The organism is Rathayibacter festucae DSM 15932, assembly GCF_004011135.1.
In the GTDB taxonomy this organism is placed as follows: domain Bacteria; phylum Actinomycetota; class Actinomycetes; order Actinomycetales; family Microbacteriaceae; genus Rathayibacter; species Rathayibacter festucae.
In genome coordinates, this window is sequence record NZ_CP028137.1 from 2,162,668 (window position 1) to 2,189,213 (window position 26,546).

Here is a 26,546-nt window from a genome sequence, read left to right on the forward strand (position 1 = left end):
CGGGGCGGGGAGGGGCGCCGGTACTGGACACGGGCGGGCTCGGGCCGACCTCGGGCTCGCGGAATCCGGTCGGGCACGCGGGAATCAGGGGATTCGGCGAGCCGAGGGCGGAATCGCGAGCCGGAGGTCGCAGCGGCAGGGTGCGAAGCGGCCGGGGCGGGCGGAGCTCTTAGCGCGAAGCAGTGCTCCGAGTCAACGGACTTCTCGAACGGGAGGAGCAGTGGTGGCCTGTGGCTACTGCTTCTCCCCCGGGGCCGCTCGACGACGAGCGCGTCGCATCCCGCCGCCCCGGACGCGCCAGCATGCCCGGAAAGGGGTCCCGATGAGCACGGTCGTTCTCGACACCGCCCTCTCAGCGCTCGCCCCTGCGACCGACTCGCCGAGCGAGCCCGCCTCGCCGCGCGAGGAGAAGGACGCCCGCACCCTCTCGCTCTTCCAGGCGGCGGCGACCGCCGACGACGCCGAGGGCGCCCGCATCCGGGAGCGCATCGTGCTCGACCACCTCGGGCTGGCCGAGGCGATGGCGAACCGCGTATCCCGCGCCGGCGGCGACCGCGCGGACCTCCGCCAGGTCGCCTACGTGGGGCTGGTCAAGGCCGCCCGCCGCTTCACGCCGGAGCGCGGCGACAGCTTCGCCGCCTTCGCGGTGCCCACCATCACCGGCGAGCTCAAGCGCCACCTGCGCGACCTCGGCTGGATGATCCGCCCGCCCCGCGGCGTGCAGGAGCTGCACCGCCGCTCGGCCGTCGTCGCCGACGAGCTCGCGCAGGAGCTCGGCCGCCACCCGAGCGATCGGGAGATCGCCGCGCGGCTCGGCGTCGAGCCGGCCGAGGTCGCCGACGCGCGCGCGGCCGGGCATCCGCTCTCCCTCGACGAGACCGTCGGCGAGACCGGGGTCCGGCTGGCCGAGACGATCGGCGGGGAGGACGAGGACCTCGCGGCGATCGACCGCCGGCACGGCCTGGCCCGGGCGCTCGCCGAGCTCGAGAACGGCCAGCGCGAGCTGCTCCGGATGCGCTTCGTCGAGGAGATGACGCAGCAGCAGATCGCCGACGCGCTCGGCACCACGCAGATGCAGGTCTCGCGGCTGCAGCGCCGGATCCTCGCGCAGCTCGCCGACCGCCTCGGCGCCCCGTCGCGCAGTCATCAGCCGACGAGCCGCGCGCGGGTCGCGTCGGTCGCCGTGGTCACGCCCGTCCACCCTGCGGCGCGGCTGCGGACCGCCTGAGGTGCGCGCCGGCGCGCGAGGGCAGGGTGGCGAGCGCGTCGAGGACGTGCTCCGTCTGCACCGCGAGGAGCGCCGGATCGGGCTCGGAGGAGAAGACGTCGCCGCGCCGCAGCGACGCGTCGGTCAGCACGACGTGCGGTCCGCTGACCGGCGGGCCCCAGGCCTCGGGCGGCGCCGGTCCGAAGATCACGACCGACGGGATGCCGTAGGCGGAGGCGAGGTGCGCGGCACCGGTGTCGACGGTGACGAGCACCTCCGCGGCGGCGACGACCGCGGCGAATTCACTCAGATCGATCGCGCCGGCGAGCACCTCGCCCGTTCCGGCCAGCTCGGCGACGCGGCGGGCACGGTCGGCCTCGTTTGCGCCTCCGGTGTAGACGACGCGGTGCCCCTCGGCGGCCAGCGACCGCGCGACCGCGGCGAAGCGCTCCTCCGGCCACTCGCGCGAGCCGTAGAAGGCGCCGATGTGCACGATCGCGGCGCCGTCGACGGGCGCGGGCACGGCCGGGACGGCGATGCCGACGTCCTCGGGGTCGGCGTCCAGGCCGATGGAGTTGACCAGGCGGGCCCAGCGGGCGCGCTCCAGCTCGCCGTCGATCCAGAGCGGGCGCGGGTCGTCGTGGCTCGCGTCGGGGTCGAGGGCGGGGACGCGGAACTCGAGGCGGCGCTCGGGCTCGAGCGCGATCAGGGCGTCGCGGGACTCCGGGCCGTTGCCGTGCAGGTTGACGGCGAGCTCGATGCGGCCGGGCGCGACGGGCAGCGGATCGTCCAGCCCGCGCAGGGTCGGCACCAGGGCGTCGAGGCCGTCGATGAGGTCGACGATCGGCTCCAGCCAGGGCGTGGTCGCGAGGATCAGCCGGTGCTCGGGGAAGCCGCGGCGCAGCGCCTTGAGGGCGGGGACGGCCACGAGGATGTCGCCGAGCTTGAGGGCTCGCAGGGCGAGGATCTCCGGGGTTCCGTCCGGGTCGGTGAGAGCGCGCACGGCGCCTCCTTCCTGTCGGAGGTCCCGTACCCCGCTCCGGCGACCTCAGACGCGCGGATCTCGAGCGGGCGGCCCCGCGGCTCCGACGCGCCCGAGCGGACCACTTCTCCTCCCCCGCGTTTGGAACCCGGAGGAGGGGGGTACGAGGGAGAGGTGAACGACTCGATCCAGCCGGGCTCCGCGCACCGCACCGCGGAGGACGCCCCCGCCCCGCGCGCTGCGCGGCTGCGCGGAATCCTCTTCGACCGCGACGCGACGCTCGTGGTCGACGTGCCCTACAACGGCGACCCGGCGCTGGTCGAGCCGATGCCCACCGCGCTGGACGCGGTCGAGCGGGCCCGCGAGGCGGGACTGAAGCTCGGTGTCGTCACGAACCAGTCCGGCATCGCCCGCGGCATCATCGACCGCGCGCAGGCCGACGCCGTGAACCGCCGGGTGGACGAGCTGTTCGGCGGCTTCGACGCCTGGATGCTCTGCCCGCACGGCCCCGAGGACGGCTGCGCCTGCCGCAAGCCCGCGCCGGGCATGGTGCTCGACGCCGCGCAGACCCTCGGACTGCCCGCAGGCTCCCTCGCGGTGATCGGCGACATCGGCGCCGACGTCGGCGCGGCCGCGGCCGCGGGGGCCCGCGGCGTGCTCGTGCCCACCCCGATCACCCGGGCCGAGGAGGTCGCCGCCGCACCGCTGCGCGCGGCGACACTCCTCGAGGCCGTCGAGCTGCTGCTGGCGATGCAGCCGGACGAGGACGCCGAATGACCCGCCGCGTGCTGGTGGCGCGCCTGGACAGCGCCGGCGACGTGCTGCTCTGCGGACCGGCCGTCCGCGCGATCGCGGCCGACGCCGAGGTGCTGCTGCTCGCCGGACCGCAGGGCGCGCCCGCCGCGGCGCTGCTGCCGGGGCCTGTGGCCGTGCGCACCTGGTCCTGCCCGTGGATCGGCGACGCCTCGCGCCCGGTCGACTCCGCCCTCGTGGCGGAGCTGCGCGCGATCGTCGAGGAGTTCGCTCCGGACGAGGCCGTGATCCTCACCTCCTTCCACCAGTCGCCGCTGCCGCTGGCGCTGCTGCTGCGCCTGTCCGGCGTCGCACGGATCTCCGGCGCGTCCGTCGACTTCGCCGGCGCGCTGCTCGACGTGCGGCTCGTCCCGGGCGAGACGCTCGAGGAGGACCAGCCCGAGCCGGAGCGCGCGCTCGCCATCGCGGCGGCCGCGGGCTTCGCGCTGCCCGAGGACGACGACGGGCTGCTGCGGGTGAACCGCGGCGGCGATCTCCCCGCCGCACTCGAGGGCGTCGGACCCTACGTCGTCGTGCACCCCGGAGCGGCAGTGCCCGCGCGGGCCTGGCCGGCGGAGAACGCGGCGCGCGCGGTCGAGCTGCTCGCGGACTCCGGAGTCGCGGTCGCCGTCACCGGCGGCCCTGGCGAGCGTGCGCTGACCGCCCTCGTCGCCGGCAGCCGCGGCATCGACCTCGGCGGCGCGACCGACTTCGCCGGTGCGGCCGAGGTGCTCGCCCGCGCCGAGGTCGTCATCAGCGGCAACACCGGACCGGCGCACCTCGCGGCGGCCGTCGGCACGCCGGTGGTCAGCCTGTTCGCGCCCGTCGTCCCAGCGATCCGGTGGGCGCCGTACGGCGTGCCGGTCGAGCTGCTCGGCGACCAGCAGGCCGCCTGCGCCGGCTCGCGCGCCCGCGTCTGCCCCGTCCCCGGCCACCCCTGCCTGGCAGGGGTGAGCGCCGAGGAGGCGGTCGCCGCCGCCCACCGGCTCCGCGCGCTCCCGCGGCGCGACTCCACGACATCCACCACGACACCCTCGGAGGCGCTCGCATGAGGATCCTGCTCTGGCACGTGCACGGCGGCTGGGCGGACGCGTTCGTCCGCGGCGACCACGAGTACCTGCTGCCCACCACTCCCGCCCGCGACGGCTGGGGCCTCGGCACCGGCGGCCGCGACTGGCCGAACACGATCGAGATCGCCCCGGAGGAGCTGCGCGACGCCGACGTCGACGTCGTGCTCCTCCAGCGGCCCGACGAGCTCGCCGAGGCGGAGCGCCTGCTCGGCCGCCGGCTCGGCCGCGAGATCCCGGCGGTCTACGTCGAGCACAACACGCCCCGCGGCGACGTGCCCGACAACCGCCACCCGCTCGCCGACCGCGACGACCTCCTCCTCGTGCACGTCACGCACTTCAACGCGCTGATGTGGGACACCGGCTCGACGCGCACCACGGTGATCGAGCACGGGATCAACGACCCCGGTCCTCTCTACTCCGGAGAGCTCGCGCGCTTCGGCGTCGTCATCAACGAGCCGGTGCGCCGCCAGCGGGTGACCGGCACGGATCTGCTGCCGCGCTTCGCCGCGGTCGCCCCGCTCGACGTCTTCGGGATGAAGACCGAGGGGCTCGTCGGGACCCCCGGGCTGCCCGCCGACCGGCTCGACGTGCTCGGCGACGTGAAGACCGGCGCGATGCACGCGGAGCTCGCCCGCCGCCGCGTCTACCTGCACCCCTTCCGCTGGACCTCGCTCGGCCTCGCGCTGCTCGAGGCGATGCACCTGGGGATGCCGGTCGTCGCGCTGGAGACCACCGAGGCCGGCCGCGCCGTGCCGCCCGAGGCGGGCGCGATCTCGAACGACCTGGACGCGCTGGCCGCGGCCGCGCGCGCGCTGATCGAGGATCCGGAGCGGGCCGCGATCGCCGGCGCGGTCGCCCGCGAGGCGGCGCTCGCGCGCTACAGCCTCGGCCGGTTCCACCGCGACTGGGACGAGGTGCTCGGCGACCTCGCCGCCGCCCCGCGCACCCTCTCCACCGCCGGAACCCGCGAAGGGAGCACCCGATGAGCACCGCCCGACCCCTCTCGATCGCGATGGTCTCCGAGCACGCCAGCCCGCTGGCGACGCTCGGCGGCGTCGACGCCGGCGGCCAGAACGTGCACGTCGCGGCCCTCGCCGACGCACTCGCGCGCCGCGGCCACCGCGTGACCGTCTACACGCGGCGCGACGACCCGTCGCTCCCCCGCCGGGTGCCCTTCACCTCCGGCGTCGAGGTCGTGCACATCGACGCCGGACCGGCCGCGAAGGTCTCGAAGGACGAGCTGCTGCCGTTCATGGGCGACTTCGCCGTCGACCTCGCGAACGACTGGCTCGACTCCCGACCCGACCTGGTGCACAGCCACTTCTGGATGTCCGGGGTCGCCGCGCTCGACGCCTCCGAGCGGGTCGAGCGGGCCACCGGGCGCCGCGTGCCCGTCTTCCACACCTTCCACGCGCTCGGCGTGGTCAAGCGCCGCCAGCAGGGCGCGCTCGACACCAGCCCCGAGGAGCGCGCCTGGCTCGAGCCCGGCGTCGGCCAGCGGGCGGACGGCGTCGTCGCCACCTGCTCCGACGAGGCCTTCGAGCTCAAGGGCCTCGGCGTGCCCACCTCGAGCATCTCGGTGGTGCCCTGCGGCGTGGACCTCGAGCGCTTCACGCCCGACGGGCCGGTCGCCGAGCGCACCGGGCGGGTGCGCCTGATGAGCATCGGCCGCCTCGTGCCCCGCAAGGGCATGGGCCACGCGATCGAGGCGCTCGCCCGCCTGGTCGCCGACGGCTGCGACGCCGAGCTGGTCGTCGTCGGCGGCTCCGGCTCGGGCGACGCGCTCATCGCCGACCCGGAGTACCAGCGCCTGCACGGCGTCGCCGAGGGCCTCGGAGTCGCCGACCGCGTGGTCTTCGCCGGCCAGCTCTCGCAGACCGAGATGCCGGCGATGCTCCGCTCCGCCGACATCGTGATCTGCGCGCCCTGGTACGAGCCGTTCGGCATCACCCCGCTGGAGGCGATGGCCTGCGGCGTGCCGGTGGTCGCCTCCTCCGTCGGCGGGCTGATCGACACGGTCGTCGAGGACGTCACCGGCGTGCACGTGCCGCCGCGCGACCCCGCCGCCCTCGCCGAGGCCCTCGCCGCGCTGATCGCCGACCCCGAGCGCGCCCGCGCCTACGGAGCCGCCGGCCGCGCCCGCGTCGAGTCGCGCTACTCCTGGGACCGCGTCGCTGCGGACACCGAGCGCGCCTACCTGACCACCCTCGCCGGACTCGGCGACGGCGATGCCGCCAGGAGCGGCACCGCTCGCACCTCCCTCTCCTCCACCCCCCGGAAGGCGGCCCCGCGCAGATGAGCATCGACACCGTTCTGGACACCCCGACGGACACGCCGTCCGACACCCCGACGGACGCCGCCCGGCGCCTCGTCGACGACCACGTCGCCCGCGCGCTCGACGTCGTCGCGCAGCTCGAGCGGCACTCCGACCGGATCGTCGCCTGGGGCGTCGAGCTGGCGGACCGCCTGCACACCGGCGCCCGGCTGCTGGCGGCCGGCAACGGCGGCTCGGCCGCGGAGGCCCAGCACCTCACCGCCGAGCTGGTCGGCCGCTTCGACGGCGACCGCATCCCCTTCTCCGCGATCTCGCTGCACTCCGAGACCTCGAGCCTCACCGCGATCGGCAACGACTACGGCTTCGACCACGTCTTCGCCCGCCAGGTCACCGCGCACGCCCGCAGCGGCGACGTCGTCGTGCTGCTCTCGACCAGCGGCCGCAGCGCCAACCTGCTGCACGCGGCCGAGGCGGCCCGCGCGGCCGGCGCCCGCACCTGGGCGCTCACCGGCGACGGACCCAACCCGCTGACCGAGGCCTGCGACGAGTCGATCGCGCTCGAGGGCCACGGCTCGAACGTGCAGGAGGCGCAGCTCGTGCTGGTGCACGCGCTCTGCCGGGCCTTCGAGCACCGGATCCGCGTGCGGACGGGGGCGGCCGCGTGAGCCGCCTGCGAATCGCCGTGGTCGGCGACGTGATGCTCGACGTCGACCTCTCCGGGCCGGCCGAGAGGCTGAGCCCCGACGCGCCGGTGCCGGTGGTCGACGTGTCGACCCGCGGGGTGCGCGCCGGCGGTGCCGGGCTGGTCGCGCGGATGCTGGTGCGCGACGGCCACGAGGTCGTGCTGGTGACGGCGCTGGCCGACGCCGCCGATCCCGACGCGGCCGAGCTGCTCGCCGCCCTCGACGGCGTCCGAGTGGTCGCCGGGCCCTCCGGCGCGCCGACGCCCGTGAAGACCCGGGTCACCGCCTCCGGTCAGGCGGTCGTCCGCTTCGACCGCGGCTGCGAGCGCCCGCCGGTGCCGACCGTGACCGAGGAGATGCTCGCCGCACTCGGCCAGGTCGACGCGGTCGTCGTCGCGGACTACGGCCGCCGGCTCACCGAGGACGCCTCGCTCCGCGCCGCCCTCGACGCTCTCACCGTGCCGCTGGTCTGGGATCCGCATCCGCGCGGGACCGAGCCCGTCGCCGGGACGACGCTCGCGACGCCGAACCTGGGCGAGGCGACCGGCTTCTCCGGGGCGAGTGGCCGCGGCGTCACCCTCGCCGAGACCGCCGCGACGACGCTGCTCGAGCGCTGGGGCTGCGGCGCGGTCGCCGTGACGATGGGCTCCGGCGGTGCTCTGGTCCGCTCGCGCGGCGCCGGCGTCCCGGTCGTGCACCCCGCCGCCGCCGTGCCGCCGACCGATCCCTGCGGGGCGGGCGACCGCTTCGCCGCCTCCGCCGCCGTCGCGCTGGCCGGCGGGGCCAGCCCCTCCGAGGCGGTCGGCGCGGCCGTCGCCGCGGCCGGGGCCTACCTGCTCGCGGGCGGAGTCGTCTCCCTCGGCGCTCCGGCCGACACCGCCGCCCTGCACGGGGCGTCGGGAGTGGACGCGCTGCGCGTCGCCGAGGCCGTCCGCGGCGGCGGCGGCACCGTGGTCGCGACCGGCGGCTGCTTCGACCTGCTGCACGCCGGCCACGCCCGCACGCTCTCGGCCGCCCGGGCGCTCGGCGACTGCCTGATCGTCTGCCTGAACTCGGACGACTCCGTGCGCCGGCTCAAGGGACCGGCCCGGCCGATCATCCCCGAGGACGACCGGGTCGACCTGCTGCTCGCGCTCGAGTGCGTCGACGCGGTGCTCGTCTTCGGCGAGGACACCCCCGACGAGGCGCTGCGCCGCATCCGCCCGGACGTCTGGGTGAAGGGCGGCGACTACTCCGCCGAATCGCTGCCCGAGACCGCCACGGTCGCCGAGTGGGGCGGCCGCGTCCTGACGGTGCCGTACCACGCGGGCCGCTCGACCACCCATCTCGCCGCCGCGCTCGCGCGCGTCGGCTGACCGCGTCGGCTCCGGCCGACCACCGCCCCGCTGCGCCGATCCCGTCGGCGCTGACGATCCTGGAAGGGACACCCATGACCACCACCCCCACCCCCATCGGCCGCGTCCTGATCACCGGAGGCGCCTCCGGACTCGGAGCCGCCGTCGCCGCCGCCGTCACGGCCGCGGGCGGCACCCCGATCGTCCTCGACCGCGACGTGTCGAACGTCCAGGAGGGCGTCGCCGCCTACCAGGTGGACGTCGCCAAGACCCGTGAGGCCGAGAAGGCCGTCGTCGAGATCGCCCGCGAGCACGGCGGTCTCGACGCCGTCGTCACCGCGGCCGGCATCGACCGCTGCGGCCGCCTCGTCGACGTCGACCCGGAGGAGTGGGAGCGCGTGATCTCGGTCAACCTGCTCGGCACCGCGGCCGTCGTCCGCGCGGCGCTGCCGTTCCTCACCGAGACCCACGGCCGCGTCGTCACCGTCGCGTCCTCGCTCGCGATCAAGGCCGTCTCGGACGCCACCGCCTACTGCGCGTCGAAGTTCGGCGTGCTCGGCTTCACCCGTGCGCTCGCGGCCGAGACCAAGGGCGAGATCGGCGTCACCACGCTGATCCCCTCCGGCATGAAGACCCGCTTCTTCGACGACCGCGACGCCCAGTACAAGCCGGGCCCCGACGCGCTCCTCAACGACCCGGAGAACGTCGCCAACGCCGTGATGTTCGTCCTCGGCCAGCCCCGCGGCTGCGAGGTCCGCGAGCTCGTCATCACCCACGAGGAGGAGCCCTCCTGGCCGTGAGCTGACGCCCCCGTCGGGGCTCCGCGAGATGCCACTTGAGTACGCACGCCTCGGCGTGTCGCGTACTCAAGTGGCATCTCGCAGTTGGAGGGCAGGGCCTGGGGGACGTCAGCGGGTGGAGGCCAGGACGCCGCGGACGTCCTCGAGGACCCGGGCGACGGGGACGTCGTCGACGAAGGACAGCTCGTGCTCGCAGCGCGGGGCGGTCCAGCCGACCTGGGTGACGTCGATCCCGCAGATCGGGCAGCGGGTCGTCCAGCTCAGCTGCACGCGGTGGCGCTGGCGGCCGAGGGGCTGCGCGTTGATCGCGTTGCCGACCCAGAAGACGCCGACCGTGGGAGCACCGACCGCCGCCGCGAGGTGCCGCGGTCCGCTGTCGTTGCCGAGGACGAGGTCGGCGAGCGAGAGCAGCGGACCGAGATCCGGGAGCTCGACCCGGTCCGCCCAGGACACCGCGCCTGGAGCGCCCGCGACGATCGCCTCAGCGGCGGGCGCGTCGGAGGCGTCGCCCACGACGAGCACGCGCGCGCCGTCGGCCAGCAGCGCGCGGGCCACCTCGGCGAAGTTCGCGGAGCTCCAGCGGCGCCGGACGTCGGTCGCGCCCGGGTGGATCAGCACCAGCGGCCCCCCGGCGGGGAGGGCCGCAGCGAGGCGGTCGCGGCGCTCCGGATCGACCTGCAGCGACGCCTCGAGGCGCACCGCCGGGGCCCCCGCGAGCCCGACGATCTCGAGCGCCCGGAGCATCTCGTGCTGGTAGTAGACGTAGGGGATGGTGCGCTCCAGCTCGGCCGCGTCGTCGGTGCGCGAGCCGATCGTGTGCCGCGCGCCGAGGCGCTGCAGGAACGGGTTGGAGAAGCGGCCGCCGCCGTGCAGCTGCACCGCGAGATCGAAGCGGCGCGCGCGCATCCGCTCGGTGAAGTCCTCGACGACCTGCGGGTCCTCCCCCTCGCCGTCGCGGACGCCCTGCGCCACCGGCAGGATCTCGACGTCGCTCACCGGCGACTCCACGCCCTGCAGCAGCACGCGGTGCGCCGGAGTGCCGAGCAGCACGATCTCGGCGCCCGGGTAGGCGGCGGCGAGCGCGTCCACGGCGGGCAGCGCGAACAGCAGGTCGCCGAGTCCGCCGCCGCGCAGCACGGCGATCCTCTCGACTCCGTCGAAGCGGTCTCGGAGCGGGGCGATGGCGACCACGGTCGTTCCTCTCGATGGGGCGGAGTCGCGCGGGGCGGCTCCGGGGAAGGGGCACTCCTCCTCTTCCCCGTCCGAGGCGATCCGAAACCGGAGGCAGCCGTCGAGCCCCGCACAACATCAGCTGAGAAGGGAGGGCCTCCGCTGTGGGGGGAGGGACCCCCCTCTCAGCTGATGTTGTGCGGCGGGCGGCGGGCAGCCGGCCCGCGCGGGCCCGCCTGCGCGGCTGCTCAGTCGCCGGCGAGCGCCCCGCGGCGGATCTTGCCCGCGTCGTCGCGCAGCGGGGTCCGCTGGAGTCGCAGAGCCCGCGGTGCCCGGGAGCCGAGGTGCTCGCGGGCGAAGGCGAGCACCTCCTCCGCCGTCACGACGGCGTCCGCGATGTCCGCCACCGCCTCGATCGCCTGGCCGAGCTCGGCGTCCGGGACGCCGAAGGCGACCGCGCCGCGCACCGCCGGGTGCTCCTCCAGGACGCGCTCGATCTCGGCCGGGTAGATGTTCACCCCGCCGCGCAGGATCAGGTCGTCCGCCCGGTCGAGCACCGTCAGGAAGCCGTCGGCGTCGACCAAGCCGAGGTCGCCGAGGGTGTCCCAGCCGTCGTCGGTCCGCTTCGACTCCCCGCCGAGGTAGCGGTAGGTCGGCTCCCCGCGGCGCAGCTGCACGAGCCCGGGCTCACCGGCCGCGCACTCCGACCCGTCCGGCCGCTGCACCCGCAGCTCCGTCCCGCCGATCGGCCGCCCGACGCTCCCGGGCCGGTCCAGCCACTCGTCGCCGCGGATCATGGTCAGCCCGTTCGACTCGCTCCCGGCGTAGACCTCGACGACCCGCTCGGCACCGATCCAGTCGATCAGCGCGCGCTTGTCCGCGGGCGGGCACGGCGAGCCGAGGTGCAGCACAGTCTCGAGTGACGACACATCCGCGTCCCGGTGCCCGGGCGCGCGCAGCAGCCGGTGGATCATCGTCGGCACCAGCAGCGCCCAGGTCACCCGGTGCTCCGCGATCGCCGCGAGCACCCGCGCCTCGTCGAAGCGCGGCAGGATCACCAGCCGCTGCCCGGTCAGCAGCCCCCGGAAGGCGTAGGTGAAGGTCGCGGAGTGCGTGAGCGGCCCGGCCACGAGCTGCACCCCCTCCCGCGGCAGGAACGCTGCGACCGGCTGCGTCGGATCCATCAGCGCCGGCGCCGCCACGAGCACGATCTTCGGCCGCCCGGTGCTGCCGGAGGAGGCGGGCGCCTTCCAGGACGAGGCCCAGAGATCCGGCAGCTCGTCGTCCGGCAGCGCCGGATCGGGCGCGAACCCGGCGGGCACGAAGGGCACGCCCTCCAGCTCCACGCCGATGCTCAGCGACGGCCGCCCGAGCGCGCCGACCTCGGCGAGCTCCCGCGCCGACAGCCCGCGCGACAGCGGCTGCGGTGTCGCGCCCGCCTTCCAAATCGCCGCGCAGGCCAGCACCAGCTCGGCGCTGTTGGGCAGCGAGACCGCGACGAGCGAGTCCGGAGTGACGCCCCGCGCCGCGTAGGCGCGCGCGAGCCGGTTCGAGGCCCGGTCCAGGGCGCCCGCGCTGAGGGTCGCGTCGTCCGCGACGACCACGACGCGCTCGGGGTCCTGCTCGGCGAGCGCCGAGAAGCAGCGCGAGAACGACCGGCGCATCAGGCGGCGCCCGCGTGCGCCCGGTACAGCGCCTCGTGACTCACCGCGACGTCGTCCCACGAGTGCGAGAACGCCAGCTCCCGCCCGGGCCCGGGCTCCGGCGCCTCCCCCGCGAGCGCCGCGGCGAGCGCCGCCCGAATCCCCGCCACGTCGCTCCCGTACGCCACGGTCTCCCCGAACACCTCGCGCAGCACCGGCAGATCGCGCGCGACGACCGGCACCCCCGCGGCGAGCGCCTCCATCGCCGCCAGCCCGAAGCCCTCCTTGGTCGAGACGAAGCCGAGCACCGCCGCACCAGCGACGAGGGCCGCGAGCCGCTCCTCGGGCACCGTGCCGAGCACGACCGGCACGACGCCCAGCTCGGCCGCCCGGCGCTCGAACTCCTCGCGGTAGCCCCGGTAGTCGAACAGCGTCTCCCCGCCGCCGAAGACGAGCGCGGTCCCCGGAGCCAGCCCCGCGAACGCCTCCAGCAGGTCGATGCTGCCCTTCCGCGGCTCGATCCCGCCGAGCGCGAGCACGTAGCGGCCGAGCTGGGCCCGCCACTCCCCCGCCGCAGCACCGCCGTCCGCGGCCGCGAACCGCGCCGCGTCGACGCCGTTCGGGATCACCGCCGGAGCCCGCCCCCAGCCCACCGCCACCTCGTCGGCGACCGCTCGCGACACCGCGAGCAGACCGGCCGGACCGGTGATCGCGCGCTCGTGGCAGGCGATCAGCGCCGGCGTCGTAAAGGCGTCCAGGTGGTGCACCGTGCGGAGCAGCCCGCCGGCCCCCGCGAAGCCGGCGTCGAGCGCGGCGTTCGCCGAGATGCAGTCCTGCGCGTGCACGACGTCCCACTCCCCGCCGTCCTCCCCCAGCGCCACAGCCATCGCATCGAGCGAGCGGACGATCCGGTCGCCGACGTCCTCCCCGTCGCGCGCCGCGAACGGCACCACCCGGACCGCCACCGCGGGATCGACCGCACGGAAGAACGCGGAGTCGCCGCCGCGGCCGAGCGTCCAGACGGTCACCTCGTGCCCGCGCCGGGCCAGCGCCTCTGAGAGCGCGAGCGTGTGCACCACGCCGCCGCGGGGCTTCGTGGAGTAGGTCAGCTGCGCGATCCGCACGGGGTCTCCTTCAGGCGGGGCGGCGCCCAAAGGCGGCACCGGTCGGTCGGGCGGCCCCGGGTTCAGACGGTGGGAGCCGCGCGGTGGTACGCGTGCTCGGCGCGGTCGCGCAGGTGGTCCATGCTGCGGCGGGCGCGGGCGACGGAGGCCGAGACGTCGTCGGTCGCGACCGCCAGCCCGCCCTTCGCCCAGGTCTTCGCGAGGATCTCGCCGGCCGGGTCCACGACCTTCGCCTGCCCGAGGAAGCGCAGCCCGCCGAGCACCCCGGTCTGGTTCGAGGAGACCAGGTAGACCTGGTTCTCCGCGGCACGCGCGCAGTCGTAGAGGTCGAACAGGTGCGCCTGGCGGTCGTTGCGGATCCGGTCGGAGCGGTCGGTCACGCTCGCGGGCCAGGCGCTGAGGCAGCACAGGATCTCGGCCCCGTCGAGGGCGAGCGAGCGGGCCGACTCCGGGAAGGTCTTGTCGAAGTCGATCATCATCCCGATCCGCCCCACGGCCGAGTCGAACGAGCGGAAGGAGTCGCCCGCGGCGTACGCCTCGGACTCGCCCAGCGGCAGGTGCACCTTGCGGTGCGTCCCGACCACCTCGCCGCCCTGCACGCAGACCGCCGAGTTGTAGCGCCGCACCTCGCCGCCCTCCAGCGCGCGCTCCGCGATGCCGAAGCAGACCGTGGTGTCGCCCGCCATCGCCGCGACGGCCGCGACCTCCGGTCCGTCGACCTCCACGGCCTGCGGCAGGTCGTCGGGGCCGGGGTGGTGCATGTCGAGGAGGTAGCCGCCGAGGGTCGCGTCCGGCAGCACCAGCAGGTCGATCCCGCGCTCCTGCGCGCTCGCGATCATGCCGGGCAGCTTGACGAGGGTGCGCTCGATGTCGCGGCCGAAGTGCGCCGCGACCGCGGCCATCGTGATCGTCGACATGGTCCTTCTCTCCCGCCCTCTGCGGGCGGACGGTGCGCCGGGGCGGAGGGAGAGCCTCCGCTCTCCTCCGCCCCGCGCGGCAGAGCGGTGCGCTCGGGCCGAGCGCGTGGCCGTCACCGTACCGCGGCGCCCTCGAGCCGGTCCATCCGCGCGCCGCCGAGCAGCTGCTCCGCCACGTGCTCCGCGTCGCGCGCGATCGCCTCGAACCGCCCGGAGCCCCAGGTGTTCAGCCACGGCAGCCCGAGGAAGTGCAGCCCGGGCACGGCGGTCGCGCCGCGCCGGTGGGTGGGGTGCCCGGCGCCGTCGAAGACGCCGATCTGCATCCAGGAGTAGTCGGAGCGGAAGCCGACCGCCCAGACGATGCTCGTGATCCCGGCGGCCGCCAGATCCAGCTCCTCGATCTCGCGCTCCGGCCGCCAGACTGGCGCGTACCGGGCCTCGGTCGGCGCCGAGACACCCGAGCGCTCGATGTAGGCGTCGATGTCGTTCTTGATCGACTCGGCGACCGAGTCCGCGTAGTCGAGCGACGCCTCGGCCGTCGGCGCGAAGCGGAGCGACCCGCCGTCGACCTGCTGCAGCCGGCCGTAGAGCGTCATCCCGTCGCGCGCGAACGCCCGCAGGTCGATGTCGCGGCCGCCGCCGCGCCCGGTGACGTAGTGGTTGGTCGACTCCCGCTTGGAGAGCCCGCCCACCTGCGCGTGCACCGGAACGTCGTAGACGCCCATGTCGGCGAGCCAGGCGACGCAGTCGCGCCCGCGGTAGAACCGGGCGACCCGCGGAGCCGTCCCCAGCGCCAGGTGCACGTCGCGTCCCTCGAGGAAGAGGTCCTCCGCGATCTGCGCGCCGGACTGGCCGGAGCCGACCACGAGCACGCCGCCCACGGGCAGCGCCGCGGCGGAGCGGTAGTCGGCGGAGTGCAGCTGCACGATCGAGTCGGGGATGCGGTGCGCGACCGCCGGCAGCACCGGCCGGTGGTAGCCGCCGGTGGCGACGACGACCTGGTCCGCCGTGATCGTGCCGCGCGAGGTGACGATCTCGAACGCCCCGTCCGCGCTCTCGCGCATCCGCAGCACCTCGGTGTCCTCGGCCACCGGCGCGCCGAACGACTCGGCGTAGCGCCGCACCCAGGCGTGCACCTCGGCGCGGGTCATGAAGCCGTCCGGGTCGTCACCGTCGTAGGGGTAGCCGGGCAGCCGGCACTGCCAGTTCGGCGTGACGAGGGTGAAGTTGTCCCAGCGGCGGTCGATCCAGTCGTGCGCGATCGTGTCGCGCTCGATCACGAGGTGCTCGACGCCCTGGTCGGTGAGCAGGCGGCTGATGGAGAGCCCGGCCTGGCCGGCGCCGATCACGGCGACCGGGAGGTGCCGGCCGTTCTCGAGCGCGGTCATGCGCGGGCCCCCTGCGCGGACGCGGGGACGGAGGCGGGAGGGAGCGGCGGATCCATCGCCAGCACCCGCACCCGCCCGCCGTCGAAGCGCGCGGCGGCCGCGAGGATCTCCGACTCCTGCTGCAGCGCGGAGGTGCAGGCGAAGCCGAACTTCGCGCGCACCCGCTCGCTCGCCAGCCGCAGCGCCTCGGTCGAGCGGCCGACGAAGTCCTCGATCGGGTAGCTCTCGCCCTCGGCGAGGTAGTCGTGCATCACCAGGCTCGGCGAGTAGCAGCGCTCCTCGACGCCGTCCGGCCAGCGGACGTGGAAGGTCATCTCAGGCATGGACCAGCCCTTCGCTCCAGACGCGGTCGATGTCGTAGGCGTCCGGCCGCCGGTCGCGGAGGTGGAACATCCCGCCGCGCATCGCCTCGAAGGTGCCGCGCACGTCGATGTCGGCGACCGCCATGCCCGAGCCGAGCAGCGTCGTCGCCAGGATGTTGCCGCCCGGATCGACGACCTTCGCATTGCCCACGTAGCGCAGCGACCCGAAGGTGCCCGACTGGTTCGACGCCAGCCAGAACACCTGGTTGTCCAGGGCCCGCGCGATGTCGAACTGGTTGAAGCGGTAGGTCCAGCGGTCCTCCTGCAGGTTCTCCGCCGTCGCCGTCCGGGCGGCAGGCCAGGCCGAGAGCGAGGCGATGATCTCCGCCCCGTCCAGCGCCATCGAGCGGGCCGCCTCCGGGAAGGCCTTGTCGTAGCAGATCTGCAGCCCGACCCGGCCGACCGGCGTCTCGAAGACCGAGTAGCCGGGCCCGGGCGAGTACGACATGTGCTCGCCGAGCGGCTGGTGCACCTTGCGGTAGCTGCCGTAGATCTGCCCGCCGTCGAGCAGGGCGGCCGCGTTGTAGCGGGTCTCGCCGTCCGCGTCGAGCTCGCAGAAGCCGATCGCGACCAGCAGGTCGCCGGCGATCTCCTGCACCCGGCGCAGCTCCGGCCCGTCCAGCGCGATCGCCGGGGGCATCGAGCGGGTGGTCGTCTTGACCGTGTCGCCGTGATTGCCGAGGGAGGAGAGGTAGCCGCCGATCGCGGCCTCGGGCAGGACGAGGAACTCGACCCGCTTCTCGCGGGCCTCCTCGGCCAGCGCGGCGATGAGCGCGTAGTTCTGATCGAGGTCGCGGGTGAAGTTCGCCGCGACCGATCCGACGACGGTCATGGCGGGCGCCTAGAGGTTGTAGGTCGAGTTGATGATGGCGCCCTTGCGGGCGTAGTGGATGACGGCGTCCTGGACGTCGAGCGGGTGGCACGGGATGGTGCCCTCGATCAGGTCCTCCTCGCGCAGGCCGTGCAGCGCCATGCCGAAGCGGCAGACGAAGACGCGGTTGCCCTCGTCGATGAAGGTCTTCAGGGCGTCGTTGATGTTCTGCTCGCCCGGGAAGCCGGAGTCGCCGACCGTCGGGAAGCCGCGGGTGGCCATCGCGTTGATCGTGCCGGGGCCGTAGAAGTAGACGGCCGACTCGAAGCCCTTGCGAGCCGCGCGGGTCGCCTGCAGGATCGCGACGAAGCTGACCGAGGACTCGTGCGCGATGCCGTGCACGAGCGTGAAGTAGGACTGGCCGGGCTCGGCCTGGTAGTCGGGGAAGACCTTGGTGGAGCCGTAGAGGTTGCTGCCCTTGGGCAGCGAGGGGTGCGCGATCTCGGAGCGCGACTTCTCGATGTTGGCGCTGATCTGCTCCTCGATCGCGGCCTGGTCGTCGGTGCTGTGGTCGGCGGGGGTGGTCTGGTCGTCGGTCATGAGAACCTCCGGGGTTCGGTGAGGAGCGCGCCGGGCGGGGCGCGAGCGAGTGGTGCAGGGACAGGAGTGCCGGGTGGAACGGGCGGTGCTGTGATGCAGAGGCCGGCGTCGCTCGGGGCGGTGCGAGGACGAGCGGAGCGACGGGGCCGGGTCGGGAGCGTTCGTCCCGACTGCGTCCAGTCAAGGCCGCTCGTGTTTCGGAGTGGTTTCGGCCAGAAGAAGCCTGCGTGACGCCGGGCGGGCGTCGGGTGCACGTCGGGGCCGCCGACGGATGTAACACGATCGCGTTCCCGATGTCATCGCTCCGAAACACCGCGTTGACCTAATGGAGGCTCACGACGTCGGACTCCGCCGTCGCGCACCGCTCGACTCGAGACTCCGAGGAGCACCATGACCGATCTGCAGACGCCCCGCCTCCGCACCGCCGATCCCGCCCCCTCCGACTCCGCCGACTCCTCCTGCGGCCCCGACGCCTGCGGCTCGGCCCCCGTCCGCCGCACCGGCTCCTCCGCCCTGCGCACCCGCGTCGACATCGCCCTCCAGGGCATCCGCGTCGACGCCCCCGTGCACCGCGAGGCCGGCGCCGGCCCGAGCGACGACGGGCACGTGATGCTCGGCGGGCTCGGCGCCGCCATCCCGGTGAACCCGAAGAGCCCCTACGCCGTCACGAACGGCCGCCTCCTGCTCGACGGCGCCGACATCGGCCTGGACGTCGAGCCGGTGAAGCGCCCGCGCTTCTACGACCTGAGCACCGCCGACGGCGTCTCCTATGAGAAGATCGCCCGCCTGCACGGCCGGAACATCCTGGCCACCACCGTCGTGCAGACCTGCATGCGCTACGACGAGGCCGAGCGCTGCCGCTTCTGCGCGATCGAGGCCTCGCTCGCCAACGACTCGACCATCGCGGTGAAGACCCCTGCGCAGCTCGCCGAGGTCGCCGAGGCGGCCGCCCGGCTCGACGGCATCCGCCAGATGGTGATGACCACCGGCACCTCCAAGGGCCGCGACCGGGGGGCCCGGCACCTCGCCCGCTGCGTCCGCGCGGTGCTCCAGGCCGTCCCCGGGCTGCCGATCCAGGTGCAGTGCGAGCCGCCGGAGGACCTCGCCGCCCTGCAGGAGCTCAAGGACGCCGGCGCCCTCTCGATCGGCATCCACATCGAGTCGATGGACGACGACATCCGCCGCCGCTGGACCCCCGGCAAGGCGCGCGTCTCGACCGCGAAGTACTGGGAGGCCTGGGACGAGGCGGTGCGGATCTTCGGCCGCAACCAGGTCTCGACCTACCTGCTGGTCGGCCTCGGCGAGGACCCGGACGAGCTGGTCGCCAGCGCCGGCGAGCTGATCGAGCGCGGGATCTACCCGTTCGTGGTGCCGTTCCGGCCGCTCAAGGGGACGCTCGCGACGGAGGTGGACCACGTCCTGCCGCCGGCCGGCTCGCTGCTGGAGAAGGTGAGCGAGCAGGTCGCCGCGCTGCTGATCGCCGCGGGGATGCTCTCCTCCGGGCAGAAGGCGGGCTGCGCGGCCTGCGGTGCCTGCGGCGTGCTGAAGACCGCCGGCGCCTGATGGAGCTCTCGATCCTCGAGGGGGTCCGCGCGGTCGCGCCGGCCGCCCGCGACACCTTCGTGGTCGTGGTCGCCGACCCGGCCGAGGTGGCCGCCTACCGCGCGCTGCGCCGCGAGGTCTTCGTCGGCGAGCAGGGCCTCTTCGACGCCGACGACCGCGACGCGCTCGACGAGGATCCGCGCACCGTCGTGCTGGTGGCCCGCTCGGCCGACGGCGTGCTCGGCGGGGTGCGGATCGCGCCCGCGCTCGAGCAGGATCTCGGCTGGTGGACCGGCAGTCGGCTGGTCGTCCGCCGCAGCGCCCGAGGCGGGGCCGGAATCGGCGCCGCACTGGTGCGCGCCGCCTGCGCCGAGGCCGAGGCGCGCGGCGTGATCCGCTTCGAGGCGACGGTGCAGACGCAGAACGAGGTGCTCTTCCGCCGGCTCGGCTGGGACCGGCTCGGCGCCGTCGAGGTCGCGGGGACTCCCCACGTGCGGATGCGCTGGCCGATCGACCGGTTCGACCGCCTCGCCCGCGGTGCGAAGGCCGCGCTCGGTCCGCTGCTCGACGCCTTCGCCGGCCAGCTCGGCGGCCCGGGCTTCCGCGGCGACGACGGCGCGCCCGTGCCCGGCTCCGACCTCGTCGCCGTCTGCGACGCGATCGTCCCCTCGATGGTCGAGCGGGACCCGGAGTGGGCGGGCTGGTGCTCAGTGCTCGTCAACGTCAACGACCTCACGGCGATGGGCGCGGATCCGGTCGGCCTGCTCGACGCGGTCGCCGCGCGCGACGCCTCCTTCGCCGCCCGCGTCCTCCGCGGACTGCGCGCCGGCGCCGAGGCCTGGGGTGTGCCGCTGCTCGGCGGGCACACCCAGCTCGGCGTCCCGGCCGCACTCTCGGTCACCGGCCTCGGCCGCACCGCGCGCCCGGTCCCCGGCAGCGCCCCGATCGGCCACGAGCTGAGCCTGACCGCCGACCTCGCCGGTGTCTGGCGCCCGGGCTACGCCGGACTGCAGTGGGACTCGACCTCGGGCCGCTCACCGGAGGTGCTGCGGGCGCTCGCGGCGAGCGTCGGCGCCGGCGCGCCCGACGGTGCGAAGGACGTCAGCATGGCGGGCCTCGTCGGCACCGTCGGCATGCTCGCCGAGGCGTCCGGCGCGGGCGCCGAGCTCGAGGTCGCCGCGATCCCCCGCCCCGCCGCCGCGGGCCTCGCCGACTGGCTCTCCTGCTTCCCCGGCTTCGCGATGCTCACCGCCGACCGCCCCGGCGCCTCCCGCATGGGCACGCCGCACACGACGACCGCCGCCATCGGCCGCGTCGTCCCCGGCGAGGGCGTCACCCTCCGCTGGCCCGACGGCGAGACCACCCCCGCCATCACCTCCGCCGTCACCCGCCTCGGCGCCGCCTGACCCCCCGGTGCGCGCACAACATCAGCTGAGAGTGGTCGGCCTCGGCTGACAGAGGAGGCCCACCCTTCTCAGCTGATGTTGTGCGGCGGTATCCGTTTGAGCCGCCGCCGCGCGGGTACCGGACGTCTGCACGCGCGTCCGCGACCCCTGCGGACGCCTCCGACCGAGAGGTGACCGTGACCATCGACACCGCGACCCCCGCCGCCGGCACGACCGGCGCCACCGCCGACCTCGCCGCCGACGCCGTCTCCCGCGCCCGCGCCGCCTTCCCCGCCTGGGCCGCCACTGCGCCCGCCGAGCGCGGCGCCCTGCTGCGCGCCGCCGCCCACCGCGTGGCCGCCCGCGAGCAGGAGCTCGCCGACCTCAACACCGAGGAGACCGGCAAGCCCGCCGGCGAAGCCCTCGGCGGCGTCCGCGCCGGCGTCGACACCCTGCTGCAGTACGCCGAGCTCGGCCCCCTGCACCGCGGCAAGAGCCTGCGCGGCGGCGCCCTCAACGTCGACCTCGCCCTGCCGCACCCGCGCGGCGTGGTCCTCGCGCTCACCCCCTGGAACGACCCGGTCGCCGTCGCCGCCGGCATGCTCGGCGCCGCGATCGTCTCCGGCGACGTCGTCGTGCACAAGCCCAGCGAGCGCAGCCCCGGCACCGGCGCGCTCTTCACCCGCCTGCTCGCCGAGGCCCTGCCCGAGGGCGTGCTGACCCTCGTCGAGGGCGACGGCGCCGTGGGCGACGCCCTGGCCCGCACCGACGGCGTCGACGTCCTCGCGCACGTCGGCTCGACCGCCACCGGCCGCGCCCTCGCCCGGATCGCCGCCGTCACCGGCGCGCACACCATCCTCGAGAACGGCGGCAACGACGCGCTCGTCGTCGACCGCGACGTCGACCCGGTCTGGGCCGCCGAGCAGGCCGCCCTCGGCGCCTTCGCCAACGCGGGCCAGATCTGCACCTCCGTCGAGCGGATCTACGTGCACCGCGACGTCGCCGAGGCCTTCACCGCCGCACTGGTCGTCGAGGCCGAGCGCTGGCGCGACGGCCCGCTCCCCCGCCTGGTCGACGCCCGGATGCGCGACGCCGTGCACGAGCACGTCACCTCCGCCGTCCGCGACGGCGCCCGCGTCCTCACCGGCGGCGAGCCCGGCGACGGCACCTTCTACCCCGCCACCGTCCTCGCCGACTGCACCGACGAGATGCTGGTGATGACCGAGGAGACCTTCGGCCCCGTCGCCCCCGTCCTCGTCGTCGACGACTTCGACGAGGCGCTCACCCGCGCCGCCGCCGGTCCCTACGGCCTCGCCGCCACCGTCCTCACCGCCGACATGGAGCACGCGCACCGCGCCGCGGCGACCCTCCCGGTCGGCACCGTCAAGATCAACGGCGTCTTCGGTGGCGCCCCCGGCGGCAGCGCCCAGCCGCGCGGCACCAGCGGCTCGGGCTTCGGCTACGGCCCGGAGCTGCTCGACGAGATGACCACCACCACGGTCGTGCACTTCGGCCTCCCCGTCCTCCCCGGCGCCGGGCGATGAGCCTCGAGGGCTCCGCGCTCCAGCGGGCGAGCGCGCTGGTCGCCCACGTGCGCGAGCGGCCGCCGGTCGTCGCCGTCGTCGGCGACCTCATCCTCGACTCCTGGTGGCTCGGCGAGGCCGAGCGGGTGACCCGCGAGGCGCCCGCCCCGGTGCTGCGCCTCGAGGACGTCGTCGACGTCGCCGGGGGCGCGGCCAACACCGCGGCGAACCTCTGCGCGCTCGGCGCCGTGGTCCGCACGGTCGGAGTCGCCGGCCGCGACCCCGAGGGCGACCGCCTCCTCGCCGCGCTCGAGCGCGCGGGCCTGGACACCGGCGCGATCGTCCGGAGCGACGCCGCGACCACGATCAAGACCCGCGTCGTCGGCGGCGACAGCGTGATGCTGCGCGTCGACTCCGGCCCGCACCGCCCGTCCGACCCCGAGCTGGCCGAGCTCGCCGAGGCCGCCGTCCGCGCGGCTGACGGCGCCGACGCCGTGCTCGTCTGCGACTACGGCTCCGGGATCCTCCGCGAGGCCGTCGAGCGCGTGCTCGCCGCTCAGCGCCCCGGCCTCCTCGTGATCGACGCTCACGAGCTCGCCGACTGGGCCTTCGCGGCCCCCGACCTGGTCACCCCGAACGCGAAGGAGGCGGAGCGACTCCTCGGCACCGCGCTCGGCCGCGGCACCGAGCGCGCCGCCGCCGTCCGTACCGCTGCCGAGAGACTCCGCGAGCGCTCCGGTGCCCGCCACGTCGTGGTCACCCTCGACCGCGACGGCTCGACCGCCCTCGACGCCGACGGCACCGTCTCCCGCACCTTCGCGCAGCCCGCGGAGGAGAAGCAGGCCTCGGGAGCCGGCGACACCTTCGCCGCCACCGCGACCCTCGCCCTCGCCGCCGGCCGCTCGCTGGCGACCGCCGTCGACCTGGCGCAGGCCGCGGCGGACGTGGTCGTGCAGCGCCCCGGCACGTCCGTCTGCACCGCCGACGACCTGCTCGCCTCGCTCGCCGCCCCCGGCGCAGTCGTGCTCGGCGAGGACGGGCTGGTCGAGGTGCTCGCCGAGGAGGCCCGTCGGGGCCGCCGCATCGTCTTCACCAACGGCTGCTTCGACGTGCTGCACCGCGGCCACACCGCCTACCTCCGCCAGGCGCGCGAGCTCGGCGACGTGCTGGTCGTCGCGGTCAACGACGACGACTCCGTCCGCCGGCTGAAGGGCGAGGGCCGCCCGATCAACCCCGAGGGCGACCGCGCGGGCGTCATCGCCGAGCTGGGCTGCGTCGACTACGTCACGCTCTTCAGCGGCGACACCCCGATCCCGCTGCTCGAGCGCGTGCAGCCCGACGTCTACGTGAAGGGCGGCGACTACGCCCCCGACATGCTCGCGGAGGCGGTGGTCGTCCGCTCCTACGGCGGCACCGTCACCACCGTGGGCTACGTCTCCGAGCACTCGACGACCGAGATGGTCCAGCGCATCCGCTCGTCGTCGGCGCCGTGAGCAGCCGGCGCTGGTCGGGGCTCTGGGGGCGCGACCTGCCCCCGGAGACCCCGGCCGTCGACGTCCTGATCCCGACGGCCGGCCGCTCGGCCGAGCTGGCGGCGACCCTCGCGGGCCTCGCGGCGCAGGACGATCCGCCGTTCCGCGTCGTCGTCAGCGACCAGTCCGACGCGGTCGTGACCGAAACGGACCCGACCGTCGTCTCGATGCTGCGGATCCTCGCCGCGCAGGGCCGCGCTCCGCTGGTGCGCCGGCACCTCCCCCGCCGCGGCCTCGCGGAGCAGCGGCACTACCTCCTCTCGCTCGCGACCGCCCCGGCGGTCCTCTACCTCGACGACGACGTCTGGCTCGAGCCGGGCACGCTGGCGCGGCTGCACGAGGCACTCGGGCGCCTCGGCTGCGGCTTCGTCGGCTCGGCCGTGCAGGGGCTGTCCTACCTCCGCGACGAGCGGCCGCACGAGCAGACCGCCTTCGAGCCCTGGGACGACGGCGTGCAGCCCGAGCGGATCCGGCGCGGCACGCCGGAGTTCGAGCGCTGGCCGCTGCACAACGCCGCGAACCTCACCCACGTCGCCGCCCGCCTCGACGTGCCGGAGGGCGCCTGGCGCGCCTACCGCGTCGCCTGGCTCGGCGCGTGCGTGCTCTACCGTCGCGAGGCGCTCGTCGCCTGCGGCGGCTTCGACTTCTGGGAGCAGCTGCCCCCGGAGCACAGCGGCGAGGACGTCGCCGCGCAGTGGCGCGTCATGGAGCGCTTCGGCGGCGCGGGGCTCGTCCCCAGCGGCGCCGTGCACCTCGAGACGCCCACGACGGTCACCGACCGGCGCGTGGACGCCTTCGACCGGCTCTTCACCGAAGAGCACCAGCACTGACCGAACGACGAAAGGACAGCACGATGGATGCACCCAACCCGATCCAGGTCCAGAAGTACCTCTCCGGGATCGACTACCCGGCCTCGAAGGACACGATCGTCGAGACCGCCGAGAAGGAGGGCGCCGACAGCGACGTCCTCGACGCGCTCCGCGCCATCCCCGAGGGCGACTACGACAAGCCCACCGACGTGAGCTCGGCCGTCTCGAACGTCTGACCCCCTCCGCGAGATGCCACTTGTGAGCGCGACACGCCGTGTCGCCCGCTCACAAGTGGCATCTCGCATGTGGGGCTCGGCGCGGACAGCACCCGCGCGCGGAGGTCGCACCTTCGGTGCGGCTGCCCCTTCACGCTGATCGAGCACCCCGCGTCACGATGAAAGGTCGCACTGCGGTGCGGCTGCCCTTTCAAGCTGGTCGAGTAGCCCCGAAAGGGCGTATCGAGACCTCCCGTCCTCAGCAGGACGGCCTGCAGACCCGGTCTCCTGACTCAGGTGGATCTCGAGGCGCCAGCCGCGCGCGCTATTCGATCAGCATGAACGTCGCTTCCGGACAAGGCGTCCTCTCCATCGAAGACGCCGCCCATCCCTGCTGGTCGAGTAGCCGTCCGCAGGACGGCGTATCGAGACCCCGCCCCGCCCGCACTCAGGCCGAGACGGCCTCGCGCTCCCGCAGGACGCCGGACTCCAGCGCCGCGAACGAGAGCACCTTGTAGCCCTCGGACTCGAAGAAGATCGTCGCGCGGTCGTCCTCGACGCTCATGACGGTCCCTGCACCCCACTCGCGGTGCTCGACGGCCTCGTCGACGCTCATCGGCGCCTCGGAGGGAGCCGCGGACGCCGCCTCGTCGGCCGCCTCCTGGCGCGCCTCGTGCCGCTCGCAGCCGTCGCAGTTGCCGCACCACTCCGGACCCTCGACGCCGAAGTAGTCCAGCAGCACGCGCCGCCGGCACTGCGAGGTCTCCGCGTAGGCCCGCATCATCGACAGCCGCGACTCCGCGATGCGCTCGCGGGATGAGAGCTCCTCCTTCACCGCGCGGACCGCGTCGTCCCCGCCGGCGTCGCTCACGGCCCGCAGGCCGCCGTCAGTCTCGAGCAGGTCCGCCTCGGCCAGATCGTTCACCAGCCGCGCGACGGTGCGCGGCGACTTGCCCAGCGCCTCCGCCAGCTCGTCGACCTGCACGCCCGGCTTGTCGGACACGGCCGCCCACACCACCCGCAGCGCGGCCGGCTCGACCCGGCGCTTGGCGAAGAACCGGCGCAGCCCGAGGTCCTCGAGCCGGTAGTGCAGCGCGGCCGTCGCGGGCTCGCTGTCGCGACCGGCCCGTCCGATCTCCTGGTAGTACGCGTCGAGCGACTCGGACGTCGTCGCGTGCAGCACGAAGCGCACGTCGCCGCGGTCGATCCCCATGCCGAAGGCGGAGGTGGCGACGACGACGTCCAGCTCGCCGTCGCGCCACTGCCGGTGCACATCGCGCCGCTCGCTCGTCTTGAGCCCCGCGTGGTACGCCGCGACGGAGCGGCCCTCGGCAGCGATCTCCGCCGCGTAGGTCTCCGTCTCCTTGCGCGTGGCCACGTAGACGAGCCCCGGAGCGGTCCAGCTCCGAGCCTCCTCGGCGACGGCCGCGCGCTTCTCGTTCTCGCTCTCGTGACGGTGCACCACGAGGCGGATCTCGGGGCGGTCGACGCCGTGCACCTGCACCTCGGGGTCGGTCATGCCGAGCCGGTCGATGATCTCCTCGCGCACCGGCCGGGAGGCGGTGGCCGTCATCGCGAGCACGGGCGGGTCGCCCAGCGCACTGCGGACGTCCTTCAGCCGCAGGTAGTCCGGGCGGAAGTCGTGGCCCCAGGAGGAGACGCAGTGCGCCTCGTCGACGACCAGGAGCGAGACGCCGGCCGCGGCGAGCCGGGCGACGTTCTCCTCCTTGGCCAGCTGCTCCGGAGCGAGCAGCACGTACAGCGGGCCGCCCTCGTCGATGCGCTCCCAGGCCCGCGCGACGGCGGCCGTGCCCTGCGCGGAGTTGATGGCGACGGCGGGCGGCGCGGCCGGCGCGGCCTCGATCGAGGCGAGCTGGTCGGCCTGCAGCGCGACGAGCGGTGAGACGACGAGCACGACGCCCCCGCGCTCGGCGCCGGCGATCTGGTAGACGGCGGACTTGCCGCCGCCCGTGGCGAGCACGAGCAGCGTGTCCCGGCCCGCGGCGGCCGACTCGATCGCCTCGCGCTGCCCCGGCAGCAGCGACGTCCAGCCGAAGTCCTCGCGAGCGATCCGATCGATCGTGCCGCGCGTGCTCTTCTTCGCGGTGGTCTTCTTCGCGGAAGCGGCCTTCGCGCCGGTCGTCTTCGCAACGCCCTTCGTCGCGGTGCTCGTCTTCGCAGCGCTCTTCGTCGCGGTGGTCGTCTTCGCGGTGGCGACCTTCGCAGTGGTCTTCTTCGCAGCGCTCTTCTCCGCTTTGGCGGTCGACGCTGCGGTCTTCTTCGCGCGGCCCTTCTCGGCGGCGGCGGTCGTCGTGGCAGTGCTCTTGGTCGTGGCGGTGGTATCGGAACTGCGGGTCGTGCGGGACGAGCTCATGCTTCGAC

The 26,546-nt window shown here is 75.0% G+C and carries 24 protein-coding genes; 14 read left to right on the forward strand and 10 right to left on the reverse strand.

Annotation, left to right across the window (positions count from 1 at the left end; translation table 11 throughout):
* The first annotated feature begins 322 nt into the window (after positions 1-322).
* Complete coding sequence (locus C1I64_RS10135) at positions 323-1,228, forward strand: sigma-70 family RNA polymerase sigma factor (protein WP_164874506.1); 906 nt, start codon at positions 323-325, stop codon at positions 1,226-1,228.
* On the opposite strand, the gene C1I64_RS10140 is transcribed toward C1I64_RS10135, so the two are convergent.
* Entirely contained in the window at positions 1,188-2,210 is a 1,023-nt protein-coding gene (locus C1I64_RS10140) for a glycosyltransferase family 9 protein (RefSeq protein ID WP_127887114.1), read from the reverse strand. The two genes, C1I64_RS10135 and C1I64_RS10140, sit on opposite strands and share 41 nt — an antisense overlap.
* A 153-nt stretch (positions 2,211-2,363) precedes the next feature.
* On the opposite strand from C1I64_RS10140, the gene C1I64_RS10145 reads away from it, so the two are divergent.
* The 7 genes from C1I64_RS10145 to C1I64_RS10175 all read left to right on the forward strand — a co-directional run bounded on the left by C1I64_RS10145 (position 2,364) and on the right by C1I64_RS10175 (position 9,143).
* Positions 2,364-2,966 (forward strand): HAD family hydrolase, encoded by a 603-nt coding sequence (locus C1I64_RS10145; protein ID WP_308197651.1) that lies wholly within the window; start codon positions 2,364-2,366, stop codon positions 2,964-2,966.
* Complete coding sequence (locus C1I64_RS10150; protein WP_127887115.1) at positions 2,963-4,033, forward strand: glycosyltransferase family 9 protein; 1,071 nt, start codon at positions 2,963-2,965, stop codon at positions 4,031-4,033. Before C1I64_RS10145 ends, C1I64_RS10150 begins: the two co-directional genes overlap by 4 nt.
* Positions 4,030-5,037 (forward strand): glycosyltransferase, encoded by a 1,008-nt coding sequence (locus C1I64_RS10155; protein WP_127887116.1) that lies wholly within the window; start codon positions 4,030-4,032, stop codon positions 5,035-5,037. Before C1I64_RS10150 ends, C1I64_RS10155 begins: the two co-directional genes overlap by 4 nt.
* Positions 5,034-6,350: a glycosyltransferase gene (locus C1I64_RS10160; protein ID WP_127887117.1), complete on the forward strand. Its 1,317-nt coding sequence runs from the start codon at positions 5,034-5,036 to the stop codon at positions 6,348-6,350. Before C1I64_RS10155 ends, C1I64_RS10160 begins: the two co-directional genes overlap by 4 nt.
* Positions 6,347-6,991 (forward strand): D-sedoheptulose-7-phosphate isomerase, encoded by a 645-nt coding sequence (locus C1I64_RS10165; RefSeq protein WP_123447949.1) that lies wholly within the window; start codon positions 6,347-6,349, stop codon positions 6,989-6,991. The genes C1I64_RS10160 and C1I64_RS10165 overlap by 4 nt, the downstream gene beginning before the upstream one ends.
* Before the next feature lie 5 nt (positions 6,992-6,996).
* Complete coding sequence (locus C1I64_RS10170; RefSeq protein ID WP_127888523.1) at positions 6,997-8,364, forward strand: PfkB family carbohydrate kinase; 1,368 nt, start codon at positions 6,997-6,999, stop codon at positions 8,362-8,364.
* Positions 8,365-8,438: 74 nt separating this feature from the next.
* Entirely contained in the window at positions 8,439-9,143 is a 705-nt protein-coding gene (locus tag C1I64_RS10175; protein WP_127887118.1) for an SDR family oxidoreductase, read from the forward strand.
* 108 nt (positions 9,144-9,251) lie between these two features.
* Here C1I64_RS10175 and C1I64_RS10180 read toward each other — a convergent pair whose 3' ends face one another.
* The 8 genes from C1I64_RS10180 to C1I64_RS10215 all read right to left on the reverse strand — a co-directional run bounded on the left by C1I64_RS10180 (position 9,252) and on the right by C1I64_RS10215 (position 17,158).
* Entirely contained in the window at positions 9,252-10,334 is a 1,083-nt protein-coding gene (locus tag C1I64_RS10180; RefSeq protein WP_127887119.1) for a glycosyltransferase family 9 protein, read from the reverse strand.
* Between the two features lie 227 nt (positions 10,335-10,561).
* The gene (locus C1I64_RS10185) at positions 10,562-11,977 is read right to left on the reverse strand and encodes an AMP-binding protein (protein WP_127887120.1); all 1,416 of its coding nucleotides are present in this window, start codon (positions 11,975-11,977) and stop codon (positions 10,562-10,564) included.
* Complete coding sequence (locus C1I64_RS10190) at positions 11,977-13,080, reverse strand: MSMEG_0565 family glycosyltransferase (protein ID WP_127887121.1); 1,104 nt, start codon at positions 13,078-13,080, stop codon at positions 11,977-11,979. The genes C1I64_RS10185 and C1I64_RS10190 overlap by 1 nt, the downstream gene beginning before the upstream one ends.
* Before the next feature lie 62 nt (positions 13,081-13,142).
* Entirely contained in the window at positions 13,143-13,997 is an 855-nt protein-coding gene (locus tag C1I64_RS10195; RefSeq protein ID WP_127887122.1) for a carbon-nitrogen hydrolase family protein, read from the reverse strand.
* Positions 13,998-14,110: 113 nt separating this feature from the next.
* Positions 14,111-15,385, reverse strand: a complete 1,275-nt coding sequence (locus C1I64_RS10200; RefSeq protein WP_127887123.1) for an MSMEG_0569 family flavin-dependent oxidoreductase — start codon at positions 15,383-15,385, stop codon at positions 14,111-14,113.
* Positions 15,382-15,708 carry an MSMEG_0570 family nitrogen starvation response protein gene (locus C1I64_RS10205; protein WP_127887124.1) on the reverse strand — a complete coding sequence of 109 codons (327 nt, stop codon included), beginning with the start codon at positions 15,706-15,708 and terminating at the stop codon, positions 15,382-15,384. Before C1I64_RS10205 ends, C1I64_RS10200 begins: the two co-directional genes overlap by 4 nt.
* Entirely contained in the window at positions 15,701-16,579 is an 879-nt protein-coding gene (locus C1I64_RS10210; RefSeq protein ID WP_127887125.1) for a carbon-nitrogen hydrolase family protein, read from the reverse strand. The genes C1I64_RS10205 and C1I64_RS10210 overlap by 8 nt, the downstream gene beginning before the upstream one ends.
* 9 nt (positions 16,580-16,588) lie before the next feature.
* Positions 16,589-17,158 carry an MSMEG_0572/Sll0783 family nitrogen starvation response protein gene (locus tag C1I64_RS10215; protein ID WP_123705041.1) on the reverse strand — a complete coding sequence of 190 codons (570 nt, stop codon included), beginning with the start codon at positions 17,156-17,158 and terminating at the stop codon, positions 16,589-16,591.
* Positions 17,159-17,548: 390 nt separating this feature from the next.
* Between C1I64_RS10215 and C1I64_RS10220 the strand changes: the two genes are divergently transcribed.
* From C1I64_RS10220 to C1I64_RS10245, 6 genes are all read left to right on the forward strand, one after another.
* Positions 17,549-18,721: an MSMEG_0568 family radical SAM protein gene (locus C1I64_RS10220; RefSeq protein ID WP_123447960.1), complete on the forward strand. Its 1,173-nt coding sequence runs from the start codon at positions 17,549-17,551 to the stop codon at positions 18,719-18,721.
* The gene (locus tag C1I64_RS10225) at positions 18,721-20,106 is read left to right on the forward strand and encodes an MSMEG_0567/sll0787 family protein (RefSeq protein ID WP_127887126.1); all 1,386 of its coding nucleotides are present in this window, start codon (positions 18,721-18,723) and stop codon (positions 20,104-20,106) included. The genes C1I64_RS10220 and C1I64_RS10225 overlap by 1 nt, the downstream gene beginning before the upstream one ends.
* Positions 20,107-20,282: 176 nt before the next feature.
* Positions 20,283-21,629 carry an aldehyde dehydrogenase family protein gene (locus C1I64_RS10230; protein ID WP_425272904.1) on the forward strand — a complete coding sequence of 449 codons (1,347 nt, stop codon included), beginning with the start codon at positions 20,283-20,285 and terminating at the stop codon, positions 21,627-21,629.
* Positions 21,626-23,101, forward strand: coding sequence for a D-glycero-beta-D-manno-heptose 1-phosphate adenylyltransferase (rfaE2, locus tag C1I64_RS10235; RefSeq protein ID WP_127887128.1), 1,476 nt, complete (start codon positions 21,626-21,628; stop codon positions 23,099-23,101). Before C1I64_RS10230 ends, rfaE2 begins: the two co-directional genes overlap by 4 nt.
* Entirely contained in the window at positions 23,098-23,970 is an 873-nt protein-coding gene (locus C1I64_RS10240; RefSeq protein ID WP_208645114.1) for a glycosyltransferase family A protein, read from the forward strand. Before rfaE2 ends, C1I64_RS10240 begins: the two co-directional genes overlap by 4 nt.
* Before the next feature lie 23 nt (positions 23,971-23,993).
* Positions 23,994-24,185 (forward strand): DUF2795 domain-containing protein, encoded by a 192-nt coding sequence (locus tag C1I64_RS10245; RefSeq protein WP_123447964.1) that lies wholly within the window; start codon positions 23,994-23,996, stop codon positions 24,183-24,185.
* 427 nt (positions 24,186-24,612) lie between these two features.
* Here the strand turns inward: C1I64_RS10245 and C1I64_RS10250 are convergent, their stop codons facing one another.
* Positions 24,613-26,538 carry a RecQ family ATP-dependent DNA helicase gene (locus tag C1I64_RS10250; RefSeq protein ID WP_127887129.1) on the reverse strand — a complete coding sequence of 642 codons (1,926 nt, stop codon included), beginning with the start codon at positions 26,536-26,538 and terminating at the stop codon, positions 24,613-24,615.
* Positions 26,539-26,546 lie beyond the last annotated feature (8 nt).